This window comes from Streptomyces sp. NPDC059695 (genome assembly GCF_042733785.1).
Lineage (GTDB): Bacteria > Actinomycetota > Actinomycetes > Streptomycetales > Streptomycetaceae > Streptomyces.
In genome coordinates this window covers 20,438-40,273 of the sequence record NZ_JBHWFF010000037.1, presented here as the reverse complement: position 1 = coordinate 40,273, position 19,836 = coordinate 20,438, and the positions used below count along the sequence as shown (strand labels likewise).

Genomic DNA, 19,836 nt, shown 5'->3' with positions numbered 1-19,836 from the left:
GGCGGCCGGTGGACCAGCCGCGCGCCGTGGCGCGCGGGGTGGGGCAGGAGGGGGCGAAGTCCGCGCCGGGGGCCGGGTCCCCGGCCGCGCGGCCGCCCGCGGACCGGGCCCCGCGCGCGTCAGCCCTTCGCGCGGAGGACCTTCAGGAACTCACGCATCCAGGTCGGGTGGTCCGGCCAGGCGCGCGACGAGACCAGCAGGCCGTCCACCACGGCCGCGCTGTCCTGGAAGGTCGCCCCGGCCGCCTGCATGTCGAGTTCCAGCGCCGGGTACGCCGTGACGCGGCGACCCTCCAGGCCGCCGACCGCCGCCGTCAGGAGCGGGCCGTGGCAGATCTGGGCCACCGGCTTGTCCGCGTCGAAGAAGGCCTTGAGGATCTTGCGGAGCTCCGGATCGTTGCGCAGGTACTCCGGGGCGCGGCCGCCCGGGACCACCACCGCCAGGTACGCGCCCGGGTCGACCTCCGAGAAGGCCAGGTCGGCGGGCCAGGTGTACCCCGGCTTCTCCGTGTAGGTGTCGTAGCCCGGCTCGAAGTCGTGGACGACGAAGCGGAGCGTCTTGCGCGCCGGTGCCGCGATGTCGACTTCGTAGCCCTCCTCCAGAAGCCGCTGGTAGGGGTACATCACCTCCAGCGACTCCGCCGCGTCCCCGGTCACGATCAGGATCTTCGCCATGGCTCTCCCAGATCACAGATGGTCGGTCTGCCGTGCTCCGCCCATGCTCGCGCACCGACGGCCCCCGGCGTGGGGGTTTGGCCGGAGGACGCGTGTCGCTGTCCATATCGTCAAACTTCCCCCGCTCTTTTGTACGCATACGGCTCATGACGGTTCGGGGGTCATGAGCGATAGGCTTTTGCCGTGATCAGCGCGATACGCCAGGGGGGCAGTGAAGCCCCCGGCTGCCGCCCGGCACGCGACAGCGGCCGGGCCGACCGTGCGTTCGCCGATCCCTTCCGTCCGGGCGCGCCACGCTCCGTGGCCGATAACGACCTGGGCATCTCTCATCCGGGCATAACGTCGACTGCGACCGGAATCACCGCGTCGAGGCGTTGTGTCCTTTCTTCCACCGACGTCACGCAACGGCGCGCGACAGGAGTCAGAGGACATGCAGACCAAGCTGGACGAAGCCAAGGCCGAGCTGCTCGAGAGGGCCGCTCGGGTAGCTGAGCACAGCCCGGTCGGGGGGCGACTTCCGACGGGCCCGGAGGGCGCGGGCAAGCGCCCGGACCGGGACACGGTGCTCGAGTACCTCCAGCGCTACTACCTGCACACCGCGCCCGAGGACCTCGCCGACCGCGACCCGGTCGACGTGTTCGGCGCCGCGCTCTCTCACTACCGGCTCGCGGAGAACCGCCCGCAGGGCACCGCGAGCGTGCGCGTCCACACCCCGACGGTGGAGGAGAACGGCTGGACCAGCAGCCACTCCGTCGTCGAGGTCGTCACCGACGACATGCCCTTCCTCGTCGACTCGGTCACCAACGAGCTCTCCCGCCAGGGCCGCGGCATCCACGTCGTGATCCACCCGCAGGTCCTCGTCCGCCGTGACGTCGCCGGGAAGCTCATCGAGGTCCTGGCGGCGCAGATCCACGGCGAGCTGCCGCACGACGCGCTCACCGAGTCCTGGATCCACGTCGAGATCGACCGCGAGACCGACAAGGCCGACCTCAAGCAGATCACCAACGACCTGCTGCGCGTCCTGTCCGACGTCCGCGAGACCGTCGAGGACTGGGACAAGATGCGCGACGCGGCCCTGCGCATCGCCGAGGGCCTGCCGGCCGAGCCCACCGCCTCCGACCTGCGGCCCACCGAGGTCGAAGAGGCCCAGGAGCTGCTGCGCTGGCTCTCCGACGACCACTTCACCTTCCTCGGCTACCGCGAGTACGAGCTGGTCAACGGTGACGCCCTGTCCGCCGTGCCCGGCACCGGCCTCGGCATCCTGCGCTCCGACCCGCTGCACGGCGCGGACGACCAGGGCCACCACGCCCACCCCGTGTCGCCGTCCTTCAGCCGGCTGCCCGCCGACGCCCGCGCCAAGGCCCGCGAGCACAAGCTGCTGATCCTGACGAAGGCCAACAGCCGGGCGACCGTGCACCGCCCCTCGTACCTCGACTACGTCGGCGTGAAGAAGTTCGACGCCGACGGCAACGTCATCGGCGAGCGCCGCTTCCTCGGGCTCTTCTCGTCCGCGGCCTACACCGAGTCCGTCCGCCGGGTCCCCGTCGTCAAGCGCAAGGTCCAGGAGGTCCTCGCGGGCGCCGGCTTCTCGCCGAACAGCCACGACGGCCGCGACCTGCTCCAGATCCTGGAGACCTACCCGCGCGACGAGCTCTTCCAGACCCCGGTCGACCAGCTCCAGTCCATCGTGACCAGCGTCCTGTACCTCCAGGAGCGCCGCCGGCTGCGGCTCTACCTGCGCCAGGACGAGTACGGCCGCTACTACTCGGCCCTCGTCTACCTGCCGCGCGACCGCTACACGACCCGCGTCCGGCTGCGGCTCATCGACATCCTGAAGGAGGAGCTCGACGGCACCAGCGTCGACTTCACCGCCTGGAACACCGAGTCGATCCTCTCCCGGCTGCACTTCGTCGTCCGCGTCGAGCCCGGCACCGAGCTGGCCAAGCTCACCGACGCCGACGTCGACCGCATCGAGGCCCGGCTCGTCGAGGCCGCCCGCTCCTGGGCCGACGGCTTCGGCGAGGCGCTCACCGCCGAGTGCGGCGAGGAGCGCGCCGCCGAGCTGCTGCGCCGCTACGGCAACGCCTTCCCCGAGGGCTACAAGGCCGACCACTCGCCGCGCGCGGCCGTCGCCGACCTGGTCCACCTGGAGGCCCTCGCCAGCAGTGGCAAGGACTTCTCGCTCTCCCTGTACGAGCCGGTCGTCGCCGGCCCCGGCGAGCGCCGCTTCAAGATCTACAAGACGGGTGAGCAGATCTCCCTCTCCGCCGTCCTGCCGGTCCTCAACCGGCTCGGCGTCGAGGTCACCGACGAGCGCCCCTACGAGCTGCGCTGCTCCGACCGCGCCCACGCCTGGATCTACGACTTCGGTCTGCGGATGCCGGTCACCACGGGCAACGGCGGGGACTACCTCGCCGACGACGCCCGCGAGCGCTTCCAGGAGGCCTTCGCGGCCACCTGGACGGGCGAGGCCGAGAACGACAACTTCAACTCGCTCGTCCTGTCCGCCGGCCTCAACTGGCGCGAGGCGATGGTGCTGCGCGCCTACGCCAAGTACCTGCGCCAGGCCGGTTCGACCTTCAGCCAGGACTACATGGAGGACACCCTCCGCAACAACGTCCACACCACCCGGCTGCTGGTCAACCTCTTCGAGGCCCGCATGGCCCCGGAGCGCCAGCGCGCCGGCACCGAGTTGATCGACGCGCTCCTCGAGGAGCTGGACGCCGCCCTCGACCAGGTCGCGAGCCTGGACGAGGACCGGATCCTGCGGTCCTTCCTCACCGTCATCACGGCGACGCTGCGGACCAACTTCTTCCAGACCACGGCGGACGGCACGCCGCACTCGTACGTGTCGATGAAGTTCGACCCGCAGGCCATCCCCGACCTGCCGGCCCCGCGCCCGGCCTTCGAGATCTGGGTGTACTCGCCGCGCGTCGAGGGCGTCCACCTGCGCTTCGGCAAGGTCGCCCGAGGCGGCCTGCGCTGGTCCGACCGCCGTGAGGACTTCCGTACGGAGATCCTCGGCCTGGTCAAGGCGCAGATGGTGAAGAACACCGTCATCGTGCCGGTCGGCGCCAAGGGCGGCTTCGTCGCCAAGCAGCTCCCGGACCCGTCCGTGGACCGCGACGCCTGGATGGCCGAGGGCATCGCCTCGTACAAGACGTTCATCTCGGCGCTCCTCGACATCACCGACAACCTGGTCGCGGGCGAGGTCGTGCCGCCGGTCGACGTGGTCCGCCACGACGAGGACGACACGTACCTCGTGGTCGCCGCCGACAAGGGCACCGCCACCTTCTCCGACATCGCCAACGGCGTCGCGGAGTCGTACGGCTTCTGGCTCGGCGACGCCTTCGCCTCCGGCGGCTCGGCCGGCTACGACCACAAGGGCATGGGCATCACCGCCCGCGGCGCCTGGGAGTCCGTCAAGCGGCACTTCCGCGAGCTGGGCCACGACACCCAGACCGAGGACTTCACCGTCGTCGGCGTCGGCGACATGTCCGGCGACGTCTTCGGCAACGGCATGCTGCTCTCCGAGCACATCCGCCTGGTCGCCGCCTTCGACCACCGGCACATCTTCATCGACCCGAACCCGGACGCGGCCGCCTCGTACGCCGAGCGCCGCCGGCTCTTCGACCTGCCGCGGTCCTCGTGGGCGGACTACGACACCTCGCTGCTCTCGGCGGGCGGCGGCATCCACCCCCGTACCGCCAAGTCGATCCCGGTCAACGCGCAGATCCGGGCCGCCCTCGGCATCGAGGCCGGCGTCACCAAGATGACCCCGGCCGACCTGATGAAGACGATCCTCCAGTCGCCCGTCGACCTGCTGTGGAACGGCGGCATCGGCACGTACGTGAAGTCCTCCGCCGAGTCCAACGCCGACGTCGGCGACAAGGCCAACGACGCCATCCGCGTCGACGGCCAGGACGTCCGCGCCCAGGTCATCGGCGAGGGCGGCAACCTCGGCGCGACCCAGCTGGGCCGCATCGAGTTCGCCCGCACCGGCGGTCCCGCGGGCGAGGGCGGCAAGGTCAACACCGACGCCATCGACAACAGCGCCGGCGTCGACACCTCCGACCACGAGGTCAACATCAAGATCCTGCTCAACGGGCTCGTCGCCGAGGGCGACATGACCGTCAAGCAGCGCAACAAGATCCTCGCCGAGATGACGGACGAGGTCGGCGCGCTCGTCCTGCGCAACAACTACGCGCAGAACACCGCCCTGGCCAACGCCGTCGCCCAGTCGCCGTCCCTGCTCCACGCCCACCAGCGGTTCATGCGCCGCCTGGGCCGCGACGGGGCCCTCGACCGGTCCCTGGAGTTCCTGCCCAACGACCGGCAGATCCGCGACCTCCTCAACAACAGCAAGGGCCTGAGCCAGCCCGAGCTCGCCGTCCTCCTCGCCTACACCAAGATCACGGTGGCCGACGAGCTGATCGGTACGGAGCTGCCGGACGACCCGTACCTGCGCGGGCTGCTCCACGCCTACTTCCCGACGCTGCTGCGCGAGAAGTTCACCGAGGCCGTCGACGGCCACGCGCTGCGCCGCGAGATCATCACCACGGTGCTGGTCAACGACACCGTCAACACCGGTGGCTCGACCTTCCTGCACCGCCTCCGCGAGGAGACCGGCGCGTCGATCGAGGAGATCGTCCGCGCGCAGACCGCCGCCCGGATCGTCTTCCGCCTCGGCCAGGTCTGGGACGCCGTCGAGGCCCTCGACAACCGGGTCCCGGCCGACGTCCAGACCCGGATGCGCCTGCACTCCCGCCGGCTCGTCGAGCGCGGCACGCGCTGGCTGCTCAACAACCGGCCGCAGCCGCTCCAGCTCACCGAGACCATCGAGTTCTTCGGCGACCGCGTCGAGGAGGTCTGGGCCCAGCTGCCGCAGCTGCTGCGCGGCTCGGACCTGGAGTGGTACCAGTCGATCCTGCAGGAGCTGACCGAGGTCGGCGTGCCGGAGGAGCTCGCGCTGCGGGTCGCCGGCTTCTCCTCCGCCTTCCCGACGCTCGACATCGTCGCGATCGCGGACCGCACGGGCAAGGAGCCGCTCGCGGTCGCCGAGGTCTACTACGACCTGGCCGACCGGCTGCGGATCACCGACCTCATGGACCGCATCATCGAGCTGCCGCGCAGCGACCGGTGGCAGTCGATGGCCCGCGCCTCGATCCGCGAGGACCTCTTCGCGGCGCACGCGGCGCTGACCGCCGACGTCCTGACGGTCGGCAACGGCACGACGAGCCCCGAGGAGCGGTTCAAGGCCTGGGAGGAGAAGAACGCGGCGATCCTGGGCCGCGCGCGGACGACCCTGGAGGAGATCCAGGGCTCGGACACCTTCGACCTGGCGAACCTGTCGGTGGCCATGCGGACGATGCGCACGCTGCTCCGTTCGCACAGCTGACCGTGTGCGTGAGGAAGGGCCCCGCCGGATCTCCGGCGGGGCCCTTCCCCGTGTCCGGGAGGGTTCAGGCGGAGGGCGGACCGCCCGTCGTCGAGGTCCACAGGCGGCGGGCGGCGAGCAGGGAGGCCGCGAGGAGCAGGCCGTTGCGGAGCACCATGACGGTCAGTCCCGCGGGGGTGCCGGCGACGACCTCGTCGTAGAGGACGGGGTAGGCGAGGGAGCTGAGGGCGGCGGCCGGGAGGAGCAGCAGGGCGACCGGGCGCATCACGGTGTGGCGGGAGGTCAGGCAGACGGCGGCGAGGCCGAGCAGCCAGATCATGTACTGGGGGCTGATCACCCGGCTGGTGACGGTGAAGAGCAGGACGGCGGCGAGGGCCGCGTCGAGCGGGGTGGCGGGGGTCCAGCGGTGCGCCGTGAGGCGCCACAGGAGCAGCCAGCCGAAGGCGATGACGGTGAGCAGCAGGGCGAGGTGCCCGAGGCTGGAGACGTACGGGCCGGCGTACTCGAAGGCGCCGTAGCGGAACTCGACCCGGCCCGGCCAGGCGCCGGTGGCGTGGGCCACGGCGAGGGCGGTGCCGCCCAGGGACTCGATCTGGATGCCGCGGCTGCCCTGCTGGCGCAGGAAGCCCAGGGAGTCGGAGAAGAAGAGTGCGAGGGTGGCGAGGAGCGCGAGGGCGGTGACGGCGGCGGCGGTCCAGGCCTCGCGGGTGGTACGGCCCCGGGGCGTGCCGATCAGGGCGAGCGCCGGCCACACCTTGACCATCGCGCCGATCCCGGCGAGCGCTCCGCCGAGCTGGTGGCCGGCGGTGGAGCGGGCGCCCAGGGCGAGGAGCGCGAGGACGGCCAGGGCGGTGGTCTGGACGTCGTAGCGGGCGAGCGGGAGGTGGAGGAGGAGCGGGAGGCCGCCGACCCAGACCCAGGCGCCGTGGGTGAGGCGGGCGCTGTCGGCGCGGGCGAGGGCGAGCGTGACGACGGCGTCGGCGAGGAGCGTGAGGGTGACGAACGCCTGGAAGTAGCTGAGCCAGGGGAGGACGCCCGGCGACATGATCACCAGCCCCGCGCCGGGCGGGTACTGCCAGGTGACGTCGCTGGGCGGGAAGGTGCCCTCGGCGAACTTCCCGTACCAGTGCTGGTAGAGGGCGACCTCGCGGCCCACCCCGCCGATCCCGAGGTCGTCGCGGGCGAGGAGCAGGAGCATCCCGGCCCGGGTGAGGAGCCACACCACGCCGAGGGCGAGGTGGGGGCCGCGGCCGACGGTGACGAAGGTGGCGGAGGTGAAGGTGTCGGAGTCGAAGGGAGACCTGGTGAGGGAGGGGGCCTCGCTCCGGGACGGGGTCGGCGGCCGGACGGGGTCGGGCTGCGGGTGATCGTGCGTCATCTCACCGCACTTTAGCCCTCAATGTCTTATTTGTTCGTTTCCTTCGCGCCCGGCCGGGCCGTGAACTCCTCGTACGCCGCGACCACCTCCTTCGCCGGGCCGTCCATCCGCAGCGTTCCCGACTCCAGCCACAGCGCCCGCTCGCAGGTCTCCGTGATGGTCGAGTTCGAGTGGCTGACCAGGAAGACCGTCCCCGCCTGAGCCCGCAGCTCGTCGATGCGCCGCTGGCTGCGGCGCCGGAAGCGCGCGTCGCCGGTCGACAGGGCCTCGTCGATCAGCAGCACGTCGTGGCTCTTGGCGGCGGCGATCGAGAACCGCAGCCGGGCGCCCATCCCGGAGGAGTACGTCCGCATCGGGCGGGAGATGGCGTCGTCCTTCTCGTTGATCCCGGAGAAGTCGACGATGTCGTCGTAGCGCTCGCGGACCTCCGTGCGGCTCATGCCCATCGCGAGCCCGCCCAGGATCACGTTCCGCTCGCCCGTCAGGTCGTCCATCAGGGCCGCGTTGACCCCGAGGAGCGAGGGCTGCCCGTGGGTGTAGATCGATCCCCGGTCGACGGGCTGAAGACCCGCGACGGCCTTCAGGAGGGTGGATTTCCCACTTCCGTTCGAACCGATCAGGCCAATCGCCTCGCCCCGGTGCGCGACGAAACTGACGCCCTTCACGGCGTGCACCCGGCGGGCGGCCGGAGCCGGCCGGCGGCGCACGATCCGGCCCAGGGCGGCGGTGGCACCGCCCCGGCCGCCCGGGTGCCCGCCGTGCACGGTGTACGTGACGTGGACCCCGTCGGCGATGACGGTGGGGGGAGCGGGTGTCTCAGCCACGGCCGTACGTCTCCTCAGCCTTCCAGAACCAGATGAAACCGCCCGCGAAGGCCAGGACGGCCCAGCCGGCGGCGAGCGCCCACACGTGCGGCGGCAGCTGCGCCGCCGTGAAGCTCCCGATCAGCGCGAAGCGCATGAGGTCGATGTAGACCGCGGCCGGGTTGCACTGGAGCGCCAGCACGACGGCCTCCGGGAAGCGCCCGCTGCCCGCCAGGTTCTGGATGGAGAACATGGCGCCCGAGGCGTACATCCAGGTGCGGAGCACGAACGGCATCAGCTGGCTGACATCCGGGGTGCGGGCCGCGACCCGGGCCAGCGCCAGCGCCACGCCCGTGCTGAACAGCGCCTGGAGGAACAGCGCCGGGACGGCGAGCAGCCAGCTCCAGGTCGGGAACTCGCCGAAGCAGGCCAGCAGCACGACGAGCGCGGCGAGCGAGAACAGCAGCTGCTGGAGCTGCTGGACCGAGAGCGAGATCGGCAGGCTGGCGCGCGGGAAGTGCAGGGCGCGGACCAGGCCCAGGTTGCCGCTGATCGCCCGGGTGCCGGCCAGCGCCGTGTTGGCCGTGAAGGTCCACACGAAGATGCCGGTCACCAGGAAGGGGATGTAGTCGGGCACGCCGTTCTTCGCGTTCATGATGACGCCGAAGATCAGGTAGTACACGGCGGCGTTGAGCAGCGGGGTCATCACCTGCCAGACCTGGCCCAGGCGCGCCTGGCTGAACTGGGCGGTGAGCCGGGCGGTCGCGAAGGCGGCGATGAAGTCGCGGCGGGACCAGAGCTCCCGCACGTAGACGCGGAGCGAGGGGCGGGCACCGCTGACGCTCAGGCCGTGGCGGCGGGCGAGGGCACCGAGGTCCTCCGCGGGGGCGTCCCGCCGCACGGGCGGGGCGAGGGTCGTGGTCACAGGCGGGTGCTTTCGACGGGGGTGCGGGGCGCGTGCTGTCGTCGACGATGGAACGGGTCCGTATCGTCGCTACGGGGAGGTTAGGGCGGCGTACGTCGGAACGCAACCGTCTCGTCGTGACGGCTCCGGGGCATCGCCGTTCGTTAGGATGCCGTTCATGACCGCCCCGACCCCCCGCCGGACCCCCGCCGGAGCAGCCGTGCTCCGCGAGGACGTGACCGAGGCCATCCGCGCCGCCGTCTTCGAGGAGCTCGCGGCCGTCGGCTACGCCCGGATGTCCATCGAGGGCATCGCGCGCCGCGCGGGAGTCGGCAAGACCGCCGTCTACCGGCGCTGGAAGTCCAAGCTCTCCCTCGTCCTCGACCTCGTCGGCGCCTTCGCCGCCCAGGGCCTGCCGGCACCCGCCAGCGGCTCCCTGTACGGGGACGTGCGCGCCCTCCTCGAAGTGGCCTCGCACGCCCTGCGCCACCCGGTCGCCTCGCAGGTCATCCCGGACCTGCTCGTGGAGGCCGCCCGGCACCCCGAGATCGCCGAGACGGTGAAGGCCGTGCTCCTCGACGGACAGCAGGGCGTCATGACGCAGGTCGTCCGCGAGGCCGTCGCGCGCGGCGAACTCCCCGAGGGCACCGACCCCGGCAAGGCCCTCGACCTGGCCGTCGGCCCGCTCTACTGGCGCCTCGTCGTCGTCCGTACGCCGCTGCCCAAGGGGTACGTCGACGAGCTCGCGCGCTCGGCGGTCGCGGCGCTCAAGGCCTGACGGCGGCGGGCGCCCTCGCTCTCGGTCCTCGGGCGGCGGGCGGCCCTCGCGGTCGGGCCGCCCTCGCCGTCGGGCCGGAGCGGCCGCTTCACGGCCCCCGCCGTGCCCGAGGCCCCCGGCGGTCACTTCACCGCGCCCGCCATCACGCCCGACGCGAACTGCCGCTGGAACGCGAAGAACACCACCAGCGGCACCACCATCGACACGAACGCCCCCGGCGCCAGCACGTCCACGTTGTTGCCGAACTGGCGGACCTGCTGCTGGAGCGCCACCGTGATCGGCGGCGACTGCGAGTCCGCGAAGATCAGCGCGATCAGCATGTCGTTCCACACCCACAGGAACTGGAAGATCCCCAGCGAGGCGATCGCCGGGCCGCCGAGCGGCAGCACCACGCGCGTGAAGAGACGGATCTCGCCCGCCCCGTCCAGCCGCGCCGCCTCCAGGAGCTCGCGCGGGATCTCCGCGAAGAAGTTCCGCAGCAGGAAGATCGCGAACGGCAGGCCGAACGCCGTGTGGAAGAGCACCACCCCGAGGGTCGTCTCGAAGAGCCCGACCGCGCCGAAGAGCTTCGACACCGGGATCAGGGCGACCTGCACCGGCACCACGAGGAGCGCGACCACACCCAGGAACCACCAGTCCCGCCCCGGGAACTCCAGCCACGCGAAGGCGTAACCGGCGAGCGAGCCGATGACCAGGACGAGCAGCGTGGCCGGGACCGTGATCAGGACGGTGGAGAACAGCGAGCCGGTGATCGTGTCGTTCGCGAGGAGGTGGGAGTAGTTCTCGGTGGTCAGCCGCGCCGGGGCGGTGAACACCTGCCACCAGCCGCTCGCCGCGATGTCGGAGGGCGAGCGGAGCGAGGACACCAGCAGCCCGACGGTCGGCAGCAGCCAGAACAGGCCCGCGACGAGGAGGAAGACCCGGACGGCGCCCCCCGCCGCACGGGCCGCGAGGCGGGAGACGAGGACCCTCATCGGCGGGACTCCCTTCGGATGCGGCGGATGTTGACCACCATCACCGGCAGCACGAGGAGCAGCAGGACGACCGAGATGGCCGAGCCCACCCCCAGATCCGCGTCCGTGCCGAAGGACGAGCGGTACAGCTGGAGCGCCAGCACGTTCGCGTCGTCCTGCGCGGAGCCCGGCGCGATGACGAAGACCAGGTCGAAGACCTTGAGCACGTTGATCATCAGCGTGACGAGGACGACCACGAGGACCGGTGCGAGGAGCGGGACGGTGATCCGCCGGAACACCTGCCACTCGTTCGCCCCGTCCATCCGCGCCGCCTCCAGGAGTTCACGCGGTACGGCCGCGAGCCCGGCGCCGATCAGGACCATCGCGAACCCGGCCCACATCCACACGTACGCCCCGATCACGGCCGGGGTGACGAGCGTCGGGCCCAGCCACTCCACGCCGTTGTACTGCTCGCGGAAGTTGCTCGCGGGAAGCCGGAGCAGCGCTCCGTCGGCGCGGTCGGCGGGCAGGGCGAAGCTGCCGTCGGCCGCCGCCGTGGCCGTGGCGACGACCTTCCCGTCCCGCACCGCCTCGATCCGCAGCCCCTTCAGTCCCCGCTCCTCCGGGTCGACCACGTTGGGCTTCCCGCCGCCGCCCCGGGTGAAGTCCAGCCACGCCGTTCCGGTGACGTCCGTGCCGGTGCCGGTCGGCGCGTGCGCCGGGCGGGCGTCCTGCGGCATGCGCCCCGGCGCCACCCCGACCAGCGGCAGCAGCACCGGCACCCCCGCCCGTACCGGCTCCTTCGTGACGTACGCGCCGCCGCCGGCCGCCTTCAGCGGGTGCACGGGCAGCGGCCGGGCCCGCGGGAAGCCGGAGGACTCGGCGAAGGTGTCGTGGACCCCGACCCAGACGGCGTTGGCGACCCCTCGGTCCGGGTCCTGCTCGTAGACCAGCCGGAAGATGATCCCGGCGGCGAGCATCGAGATCGCCATCGGCATGAAGACGACCAGCTTGAACGCCGTCCCCCAGCGCACCCGCTCGGTGAGCACGGCGAAGACCAGGCCGAGCGCGGTGGCCACCGCCGGGGCCACCACGAGCCAGATCAGGTTGTTGCGGACGGCCGTGCGGAGCGAGTCGTCCGTGACGAGCGCGAGGTAGTTGTCGAGACCGACGAAGGAGTCGCCGGAGCGGTCGAAGAGCGAGCGCCGGACGGAGTACCCGATCGGGTAGACGACGAGCGCGCCGAGCAGGAGCAGGGCGGGGAGCAGGAACCCCGCCGCCACGGTCCTGCTCCTGGCGGTGGTCCGCGGCATCGGGGGGCCTCAGCCCTTCGCGGCGGACCGGTACGCCTTCGCCGCGTCCGCCTCCAGGCGCGCCTGGGTCCCGGCGACGTCCTTCGGGTTCTTCAGGAAGTCCTGGAGCGCCTTCCACTCGCCCTTGCCCGGCGTACCGCCGAAGGACTGCGGCATCTGGTCCGACATGTCGAAGCGGAAGTCGTCACCGGCACCGATGAGCGCCTTGGCGATCGCGCGCTGCACGTCGTTCGGGTACGCGGCCGGGTCCAGGTTCTTGTTGGGGGAGAGGAAGCCGCCCTCGGCCGCCCAGATCTTCGCCGCGTCCGGGGAGGCGAGGAAGGCGAGCAGCGCCTGCGCGCCCTTGGTGTCCTTCAGGGCCACGGCCGCGTCCCCGGCGGTCACCACCGGCGAGGTGCCGGCGTCGCCGACCTTCGGGAACGGGAACACCTTCGCGTCCTTCCCGATCTCCGCCTTGGTCTGGGCGATGTTGACCGCGGCGAAGTCGCCCTCGAAGACCATCGCCCCCTTGGGCTGGTCGCCGCCCGTGAAGGTCTGCGTGACCGAGGCCGGGTACTCCGTCTGCAGCGCGCCGCTCGCACCGCCCGCGATCAGCGACGGCTTGCCGAAGAGCTCGGCGAGCGTCTTCAGGGCGGCGGTGACGGACGGATCCGTCCACTTGATCTCGTGCTTCGCCAGCTGGTCGTACTTCGCCGGGCCGGCCTGGGAGAGGTAGACGTTCTCGAACCAGTCGGTGAGGGTCCAGCCGTCCGCGCCGCCGACCGAGACCGGGGTCACGCCGGAGGCCGAGATCGTCTCGGCGGTGCCGAGGAAGTCCTTCCAGGTCTTCGGCTCGGAGGCGCCCGCGTTCTCGAAGACGGCGGTGTTGTACCAGACCAGGGACTTGTTGGCGGCCTTGAAGTACACCCCGTACTGGGTGCCGTCCACCGCGCCCAGCTCCCGCCAGCCGCGCGAGTAGTTCGCCGCCAGCTGCGCCTTCGCCTCCGGCCCGGCCGGCTTCAGCCACTTCTGGGCGGCGGCCTGCTGGATCGCGCCCACCTGCGGAAGCATCGCCACGTCGGGAGGGGAGCCGCCGGCGATCTTCGTGCCGAGGAAGTTCACGATCGGGTCCTGCGCGGGCACGAACGTGACGGTCGCGCCCGTCCGCTTCTCGAACTCCTTCAGGACCTTGGTGAAGTTCTCCTGCTCGGGGCCCGTCCAGACGGCGGCGACCTCGATCTTCTCGCCCTTGAGGGAGAGCGTGCGGTCCGGTGCGGGCTCTCCCTTGTCCTTGTCGGACCCGCCGCCGCAGCCCGCGAGGGCGACCGCGGCCAGCGCCGTGAGCGCCGTGACACCCACAACGGCCTTGCGTGGACGAAGAGTTGTACGCATCGCTGCCCCGTCTCTCCCGTGCGTTTCGCTGTCCGTCCGACAGGTCTACGCCGGGCCGCGGAGCCCCGCAATACCGCCTTCGGCGTCAAGAGGACGATCGTGACGTCCTCGTGACGTCCCGTCAGCCGTGCACGGCCGGGGTGAGCGGGGGCACGGGCGTCGCCTCGACCGAGCGCGCCGCCCGGTCCAGCGCGCTCGCCAGGAGGGCCAGGTCCGTCGGGCCGTTGCCCAGCTCACGGACGGGGCGACGGGTGGGCGGATCACCCATCCGCTCCCACTCCAGCGGGACGACCGTCGGGCGCAGCGTCGCCGTCCGGGGGATCCGGCCCGTCACGCGACCCGCCTGGAAGGGGGTGACCCGGCCGTCCGGATGCCCGAGGCGTCCCCGCCCGGCCGACGGCACGTCCGGGCCGGCCGTCACCGGGGGCGCGTCGAGCACGATCCGCAGCCGGGCCCCGTGGGCCAGCTCCGTGTCGGACGTGCGGTCCGGGCGCGCCGAGGTCGCGACGAGGTGCACCCCGAGCCGCTCGCCGTGCCGCGCGACGGCCTCCAGGGCCCGTACGACGGAGCCGGCGGCCGGCCGGCCGGGGGCACCGAGCGCGGGGGCGACCAGGGCGTCGAAGTCGTCGACGAGGACGACGAGCCGCGGCAGCTGGCCGGTGCCCGTGGCCCTCGCGGGAGCCTGCTCCCCGGAGGCGGGGCGCGGAATCCGGCCACCGGTCACGTCGTCGCCGGTGCGGAGGGTGCGGCTGCTCGGCCGGTCGTCGAGGCCCCCGCCGTCCCGCCGGGGCAGCCGCCCACTGGGCGTGTCGGCCAGGAAGCCGTCTCCGCCGGGCCGGCCGACGCGCCCGCCGGTGCGGTCGGTGGGGTCACCGGTCCGCTGGACGCGCCCACTGGTGCCGTCGTGGAGTCCGCCGGTCCGGGGGAGGCGCCCGCCGGGGCCGTCCTGGAGGTCGCCGGTGCTCGGGTACGGGACGCGGGCGCTCGTGCGGCCGGTGAGGTCGTCCGCGCCGGGGTGGGGGACCCGGCCGCTCGCGCGCCCGGTGAGGTCCTCACCGCCGGGGTGGGGGATGCGGGCGCCGGTGCGGCCGGTGAGGTCCTCCGCGCCCGGGTACGGGACCCGTCCGCTCGCGCGGCCCGGGACGTCGCCCGCGCCCGTGTGCGGGGCTCGGTCGTCCGGTGGGGGCGTGGAGTCGCCGTCGCCCGTGCGGAGGGTGCGGCTGCTCGGGCGGGTGCCGAGCTCGCCCGCGCCCGGATACGGGACCCGCCCGCTCGCGCGCCCGGGCACGTCCTCCGCGCCCGGGTACGGGACCCGTCCGCTCGCGCGCCCGGGCACGTCCTCCGCGCCCGGGTACGGGACCCGGCCGCTCGGGCGGTCGCTCAGGGAGGCGTCCCGTGTGCGGCCGCCGCGGCTGCTCGGGAGCGAGCCGATCGTGCCGTCGCCCGTGCGGAGCGTCCGGCTGCTCGGGCGGTCGGCGAGGTCGCCGGTGTCCGGGACGCGGACGGTCGCGCGGGCACCCTGCGGCATCGACTCCGCCGCGCTCGGGGCGCGCTGCCCGATCATCCGGTCGGCGGCGCGCGCAGCCGACCGGCGGTCGGCGAAGTGACCGTCGCCCAGGAGCTCCGCCCTGCGCTTCAGCTCGGCGCCGAGCGCCTGCGCGAACTCCCGCATCCGCACCGGGTCCGAGGCGACCAGGTGCTCGGTGACGTGCGGCAGCTCCGTACAGACCGCGAGGCCCTCGCCGCGCTCGCCGCCCGCGCCGTCCACGAGGAGCAGGCCGAGGCGGTCCGGGCGGCCGCCCGCCGCGAGCGAGGCGGCGATCGAGCGGAGCAGCTCCGTGCGACCGCTGCCCGCCGGGCCCTCGATCAGGAGGTGCGGCCCCTCCTGGGTGAGGTCCACGGCCAGCGGTCCGCGCGGGCCCGCGCCCAGGACGGCCGTGCCGTCCGCGGCGGAGGCCCAGCGGGCCATCAGCGAGGCGGGGGTGGCCCGGGCGAGCCCGAGCTCGTCGAGCAGACGGGCCGACGGGGGCAGCGCGGCGCTCCTGCCGTGCGGCGCCGCCGCCGTCTCGGGGCGCAGCGGCGCGAGGGCCCGGCCGAAGCGCTCGGCCCAGGCGACGGACACCGCGTCGACGACGCCTACGGTTCCGTGCCCCGCGAGCCGGCCGCCGGCCGTCCGCAGCAGCCGCAGAGCCGTCGCCACGTCACCGCTGAGGAGCGCGGCGGCGCCGCACTCGCGGAAGGCGAGGGACGCGGCGCACGCGGCCTCGTAGGTGGCGGCCACCGGCGAGTCCGGGGTGGCGGAGGGGGCCTCGGCGAGGCACAGGAGGTGGATGCCGGCCGCCGCGCCCACGCCCGCGAGCCGCGCGACGGTCTCGCGCAGCGCCGCCGATCCGGGGTCGCCGTCGACGATCACGACCGTCGTCGGCCCGTCGTGGCGGGCGGCGGCCTCGGCGACGGACGCGCGGTCGGCGCTGGGCCAGCCGGGCCCGAGCGGGCCGTCGTCGAGCCGGCGGGTCAGCTCGGCCGTACGGGCCTGGGCCTGCTCGCGGTCGTAGGCCAGGAGCAGCCGGCAGTCCTGGCCGTGGGCCGGGCGGACGTGCGGGAGCCAGCCGAGCCAGCCCCAGGCGCGGCGCCGCTCCTCCAGGGAGCGGTTCCGGTCGGCGCTGATGAGCACGATCTCCAGGTCGGAGGGGGAGTGCAGGGCGGCGAGCTGGGCCACGACCGAGCGCGCGAGCCCGGTGAGCCGGTCGCCGGGACCCGCCAGGCCGAGGGAGCCGGCCTCGCGGAGGCCGACGGTGACGGGCACGCCGGAGAGGTCGGCGCGGTCCGTCGTGCCGAGCCGGACCACGAGTGCCTCGGGGTGGTCCTGGGCGCGCTCCCAGAGCCGGGGGCCCGGGCCGAGGGCGGTGAGCAGGACGGTGGCCGGGTCGGGCCAGGTGCCGGGAGCCGCCGCGGGGCAGGGGGCGCCGTCCCGGGCGCCGGGGCCGGGGCGGATGCCGGTGTGGGTGTCCGGGGCGGCGGGGGAGGCGTGGACGTCGTCGGCGGGGAGCTCCTCGCGGCCGCCGGCCAGCCGCCGGGCCCACGCGCCGAGCCCGCGCCTGCCGCCGGTGCGCGCGGACGGGCCGGGCGGCGCGTCCCCGCGGCCTCGGGTCCGGCCGGTCTCCCGGGTCCTCGCGTGCGGCTCGCCGTCGTCCGGGCCGGAGTGCGCCTCGCGCGGTTCCCCCGCGTGCGCGTGCCCGCCGTCGGGGACGTCGAGGACCTCGCCGAACGCGATCCCGCGCGCGCCGCCGTGCGTGGCGTCGTCGGACGGTCCCACCCGGTCGGCCGGCTCCGGCAGGTCCGTGCCGTGCGCGACCCGGAGGTGGCCCTCCCCGTCCGGGGCGGTCGCCACCGCGTCCGTACCTCCCGGACCGCCGCCGGGGCCCGTCAGGCGGAGGGCGGACTCGCCGAGGCGCAGCAGGGCGCCCGGACGGAGCGGGACCGGGCGGTCGCCGACGGGCGTGCCGTCGAGCGTCGTCCCGTTCGTCGAGCCGTGGTCGGCGACCGTGACGCGGCCGTCGCCGCCGACGGTCACGGTGCAGTGGGAGCGGGAGACGTCCGGGTCGTCGAGCGGCACGTCGGCGTCGACGGAACGGCCGATTCTGATCGCTCCGCCGTGCAGCAGGTGCACGCCGCCCGCGTCGGGGCCCGCCACCACGTGCAGCCGGGCGGAGGCCGTCTCGTCGGACCGGTCGTCCGGGCCCGGGACCTGGAGGGAGAGGACCGCGCCGTCGACCAGCGGGGGTTCGCCGAGGACGCAGCGCCGCCCGTCGAGCCGCTCCGCGCCCGCGTAGAGCACGGTCGTGCCCGAGGCGGAGGTGTCGGGTCCCGTGACGGCGGCGGCGAGGTTCGAGGCCACGGCGGCGAGGGCCGTCCCGGCGGGGGCCGTGACGAGCACGTCGCAGGTGCGGCCGGCGCCGTGGCCGGCGTACGGCGCGAGGACGGTCAGCCGGATCTGCATCGCCGTCAGCGGTCCCTTCTGCGCGAGATGGCCCGGCAGGGGGGAACCGCCCTGTGTCTCCCCCCACCCGGCACGGACGCGTCGCCCGGTACAGGTCGGCACGGCGGCGCGGGGGCTCCCGACCCCGTCGATACGACGTGCTGCAGGCATCCTCGCACCTGCCACCGACAACACGCCCGCGGGTCGGTCACAAGTGATCTTGAATGGTCGCCGGTGGGCGGGAAATAGCCCGGTTGGACATGCCTTCGGAGCATGCGTGGCAACCGTCGTCCCCCGTGGAGCGTCTTCTTCCGGACAAGTTCAGGACGATTCCCGCCCGCTCCGGGCCCCCGGCGGCACACGGACACGGCATCGGAACCGCCTGTGGACGACCGGCCTGTGACCCGTTCGGCGGCACTAAAGTGGGTCGGACACCCGGACGGGTCACAACAGAGGACAGGAACCCGGGGACACATCGGGAAGCACCCCAGGACCACGATCAGCAGGGAGCGCGTGACGTGCGGCCTATCGGCAGCAAGTACCTGCTCGAGGAGCCGCTCGGACGCGGCGCCACGGGCACCGTCTGGCGAGCCCGCCAGCGGGAGACGGCGGGCGCCGAGGCGGCCGTGCCCGGCCAGCCCGGCGAGACCGTCGCGATCAAGGTCCTCAAGGAGGAGCTGGCCAACGACGCGGACATCGTGATGCGCTTCCTGCGCGAGCGGTCCGTGCTCCTCCGGCTGACCCATCCGAACATCGTGCGCACCCGCGACCTGGTCGTCGAGGGCGATGTCCTCGCCCTCGTCATGGACCTCGTCGAGGGCCCTGACCTGCACCGGTACATCCGGGAGAGCGGCCCGCTCACCCCGGTCGCCGCCGCGCTCCTCACCGCCCAGATCGCCGACGCGCTCGCCGCGAGCCACGCCGACGGCGTCGTCCACCGCGACCTCAAGCCGGCCAACGTCCTGCTCGCCGAGCAGGGCGGTCAGATGCACCCGATGCTGACCGACTTCGGCATCGCGCGCCTCGCCGACTCCCCGGGCCTGACCCGCACCCACGAGTTCGTCGGCACGCCCGCGTACGTGGCGCCGGAGTCCGCCGAGGGCCGCCCGCAGACCTCCGCCGTCGACATCTACGGCGCGGGCATCCTCCTCTACGAGCTCGTCACCGGCCGGCCCCCGTTCGCCGGCGGCACCGCCCTGGAGGTCCTCCACCGGCACCTCAGCGAGGAGCCGCGCCGCCCCTCGACCGTGCCCGGACCGCTCTGGACGGTCATAGAGCGCTGCCTCAGCAAGAACCCGGACCTGCGGCCGAGCGCCGTGAACCTCGCCCGGGGCCTGCGCGCGGTCGCCGCCGGCATCGGCGTGCACGCCACGCCCGCCCAGATCGAGGCCGCGGACGGCGTCGGGGCGCTCCTCGCCCCGGACCCGGCACCCGCGCCGGTCCCGGGGACCCCCGAGGGCCGGACCCCGGGCGCCGCCGACCCGACCCAGGTGCTGCCCACCGGCGCCGCCGGCGCCGCCGCCGGGATGCCCCCGCAGTACGACCCCGCCGCCGCGACCAGCGTCATGCCGACCGGCGGCCCGGGCGCTGCCGCCGACCCGACGGCCGTCATGCCGCCCGTGCCGCAGAACCCTCCGGCCGAGGACCCGCACCCCTGGCAGAGCCAGCTGCGCCAGGTCCGCGACCGCAACGAGCAGACCCAGGTGCAGTACCTGGACCCGAGCGAGGACCCGCTGCGCCGCCGCCCGCAGCGCAGGCCCCAGCAGCCGCAGCAGCAGCCCGGCCCGTACGGTCCGCAGCAGGGGCACCAGGGGCACCAGGGGCACCAGCCGCCGCCGTACCAGCAGCAGCGCCCGGCCCCGGCCCCGCAGCGTCCCGCCGCCCAGCCGTACCAGCAGCAGCCGCAGCAGTACGCGCCCCCGCCGCCCCCTCCGCAGCAGTACGCCCCGCCCCAGCAGCAGTACACGCCGCCGCAGCCGCCGCCCCAGGCCCCGGCGCCGCGCGAGCCGCGCCCGCCGCGCCAGCGCAGCGCGAACCCGGTGCGGATCCCCGGCCTCGGCTGCCTCAAGGGCTGCCTGATCATGATCGTCCTGTTCGTGGTCGCCGGCTGGCTCGTCTGGGAGCTCACCCCGCTCCAGGACTGGGTCGCCCAGGGCAAGGGCTACTGGGAGGCCATCGGCGACGGCATCTCGTCGTTCACCGGCTGGGTCTCCTCGCTCGTCGATTCCACCGGTTCCGGGGGTACTACCGGCGGTACGGGGCAGTAACGCTGCCGATTTGTCGAC

At 73.7% G+C, this 19,836-nt stretch carries 11 protein-coding genes; 3 read left to right on the top strand and 8 right to left on the bottom strand.

Annotation, left to right across the window (positions count from 1 at the left end; genetic code table 11):
• Positions 1-119: 119 nt before the first annotated feature.
• Entirely contained in the window at positions 120-674 is a 555-nt protein-coding gene (locus tag ACFV2S_RS32140) for a DJ-1/PfpI family protein (RefSeq protein WP_383793190.1), read from the bottom strand.
• Between the two features lie 430 nt (positions 675-1,104).
• Between ACFV2S_RS32140 and ACFV2S_RS32135 the strand changes: the two genes are divergently transcribed.
• The gene (locus ACFV2S_RS32135) at positions 1,105-6,072 is read left to right on the top strand and encodes an NAD-glutamate dehydrogenase (RefSeq protein ID WP_385567191.1); all 4,968 of its coding nucleotides are present in this window, start codon (positions 1,105-1,107) and stop codon (positions 6,070-6,072) included.
• A 64-nt stretch (positions 6,073-6,136) separates the two neighbouring features.
• Here the strand turns inward: ACFV2S_RS32135 and ACFV2S_RS32130 are convergent, their stop codons facing one another.
• The 3 genes from ACFV2S_RS32130 to ACFV2S_RS32120 are packed head-to-tail and all read right to left on the bottom strand — an operon-like array spanning position 6,137 to position 9,178.
• Positions 6,137-7,450 carry a glycosyltransferase 87 family protein gene (locus ACFV2S_RS32130; protein WP_385567187.1) on the bottom strand — a complete coding sequence of 438 codons (1,314 nt, stop codon included), beginning with the start codon at positions 7,448-7,450 and terminating at the stop codon, positions 6,137-6,139.
• Between the two features lie 26 nt (positions 7,451-7,476).
• Positions 7,477-8,274 carry an ABC transporter ATP-binding protein gene (locus ACFV2S_RS32125; RefSeq protein ID WP_385567184.1) on the bottom strand — a complete coding sequence of 266 codons (798 nt, stop codon included), beginning with the start codon at positions 8,272-8,274 and terminating at the stop codon, positions 7,477-7,479.
• Positions 8,267-9,178 carry an ABC transporter permease gene (locus ACFV2S_RS32120; RefSeq protein WP_385567180.1) on the bottom strand — a complete coding sequence of 304 codons (912 nt, stop codon included), beginning with the start codon at positions 9,176-9,178 and terminating at the stop codon, positions 8,267-8,269. Before ACFV2S_RS32120 ends, ACFV2S_RS32125 begins: the two co-directional genes overlap by 8 nt.
• A gap of 157 nt (positions 9,179-9,335) precedes the next feature.
• Between ACFV2S_RS32120 and ACFV2S_RS32115 the strand changes: the two genes are divergently transcribed.
• Positions 9,336-9,935 (top strand): TetR/AcrR family transcriptional regulator, encoded by a 600-nt coding sequence (locus ACFV2S_RS32115; RefSeq protein WP_385567176.1) that lies wholly within the window; start codon positions 9,336-9,338, stop codon positions 9,933-9,935.
• Positions 9,936-10,057: 122 nt separating this feature from the next.
• Here the strand turns inward: ACFV2S_RS32115 and ACFV2S_RS32110 are convergent, their stop codons facing one another.
• The 4 genes from ACFV2S_RS32110 to ACFV2S_RS32095 all read right to left on the bottom strand — a co-directional run bounded on the left by ACFV2S_RS32110 (position 10,058) and on the right by ACFV2S_RS32095 (position 17,572).
• Positions 10,058-10,909, bottom strand: coding sequence for a carbohydrate ABC transporter permease (locus tag ACFV2S_RS32110; RefSeq protein ID WP_385567172.1), 852 nt, complete (start codon positions 10,907-10,909; stop codon positions 10,058-10,060).
• Positions 10,906-12,201, bottom strand: coding sequence for a carbohydrate ABC transporter permease (locus tag ACFV2S_RS32105; RefSeq protein ID WP_383793208.1), 1,296 nt, complete (start codon positions 12,199-12,201; stop codon positions 10,906-10,908). Before ACFV2S_RS32105 ends, ACFV2S_RS32110 begins: the two co-directional genes overlap by 4 nt.
• 9 nt (positions 12,202-12,210) lie before the next feature.
• A complete protein-coding gene (locus ACFV2S_RS32100) occupies positions 12,211-13,572 on the bottom strand; it encodes an ABC transporter substrate-binding protein (RefSeq protein ID WP_385567167.1) in 1,362 nt (453 codons plus the stop codon).
• Between the two features lie 121 nt (positions 13,573-13,693).
• Entirely contained in the window at positions 13,694-17,572 is a 3,879-nt protein-coding gene (locus ACFV2S_RS32095; RefSeq protein ID WP_385567163.1) for an FHA domain-containing protein, read from the bottom strand.
• Between the two features lie 497 nt (positions 17,573-18,069).
• Between ACFV2S_RS32095 and ACFV2S_RS32090 the strand changes: the two genes are divergently transcribed.
• Positions 18,070-19,818 carry a serine/threonine-protein kinase gene (locus ACFV2S_RS32090; RefSeq protein WP_385567160.1) on the top strand — a complete coding sequence of 583 codons (1,749 nt, stop codon included), beginning with the start codon at positions 18,070-18,072 and terminating at the stop codon, positions 19,816-19,818.
• The last annotated feature ends 18 nt before the right edge of the window (positions 19,819-19,836 follow it).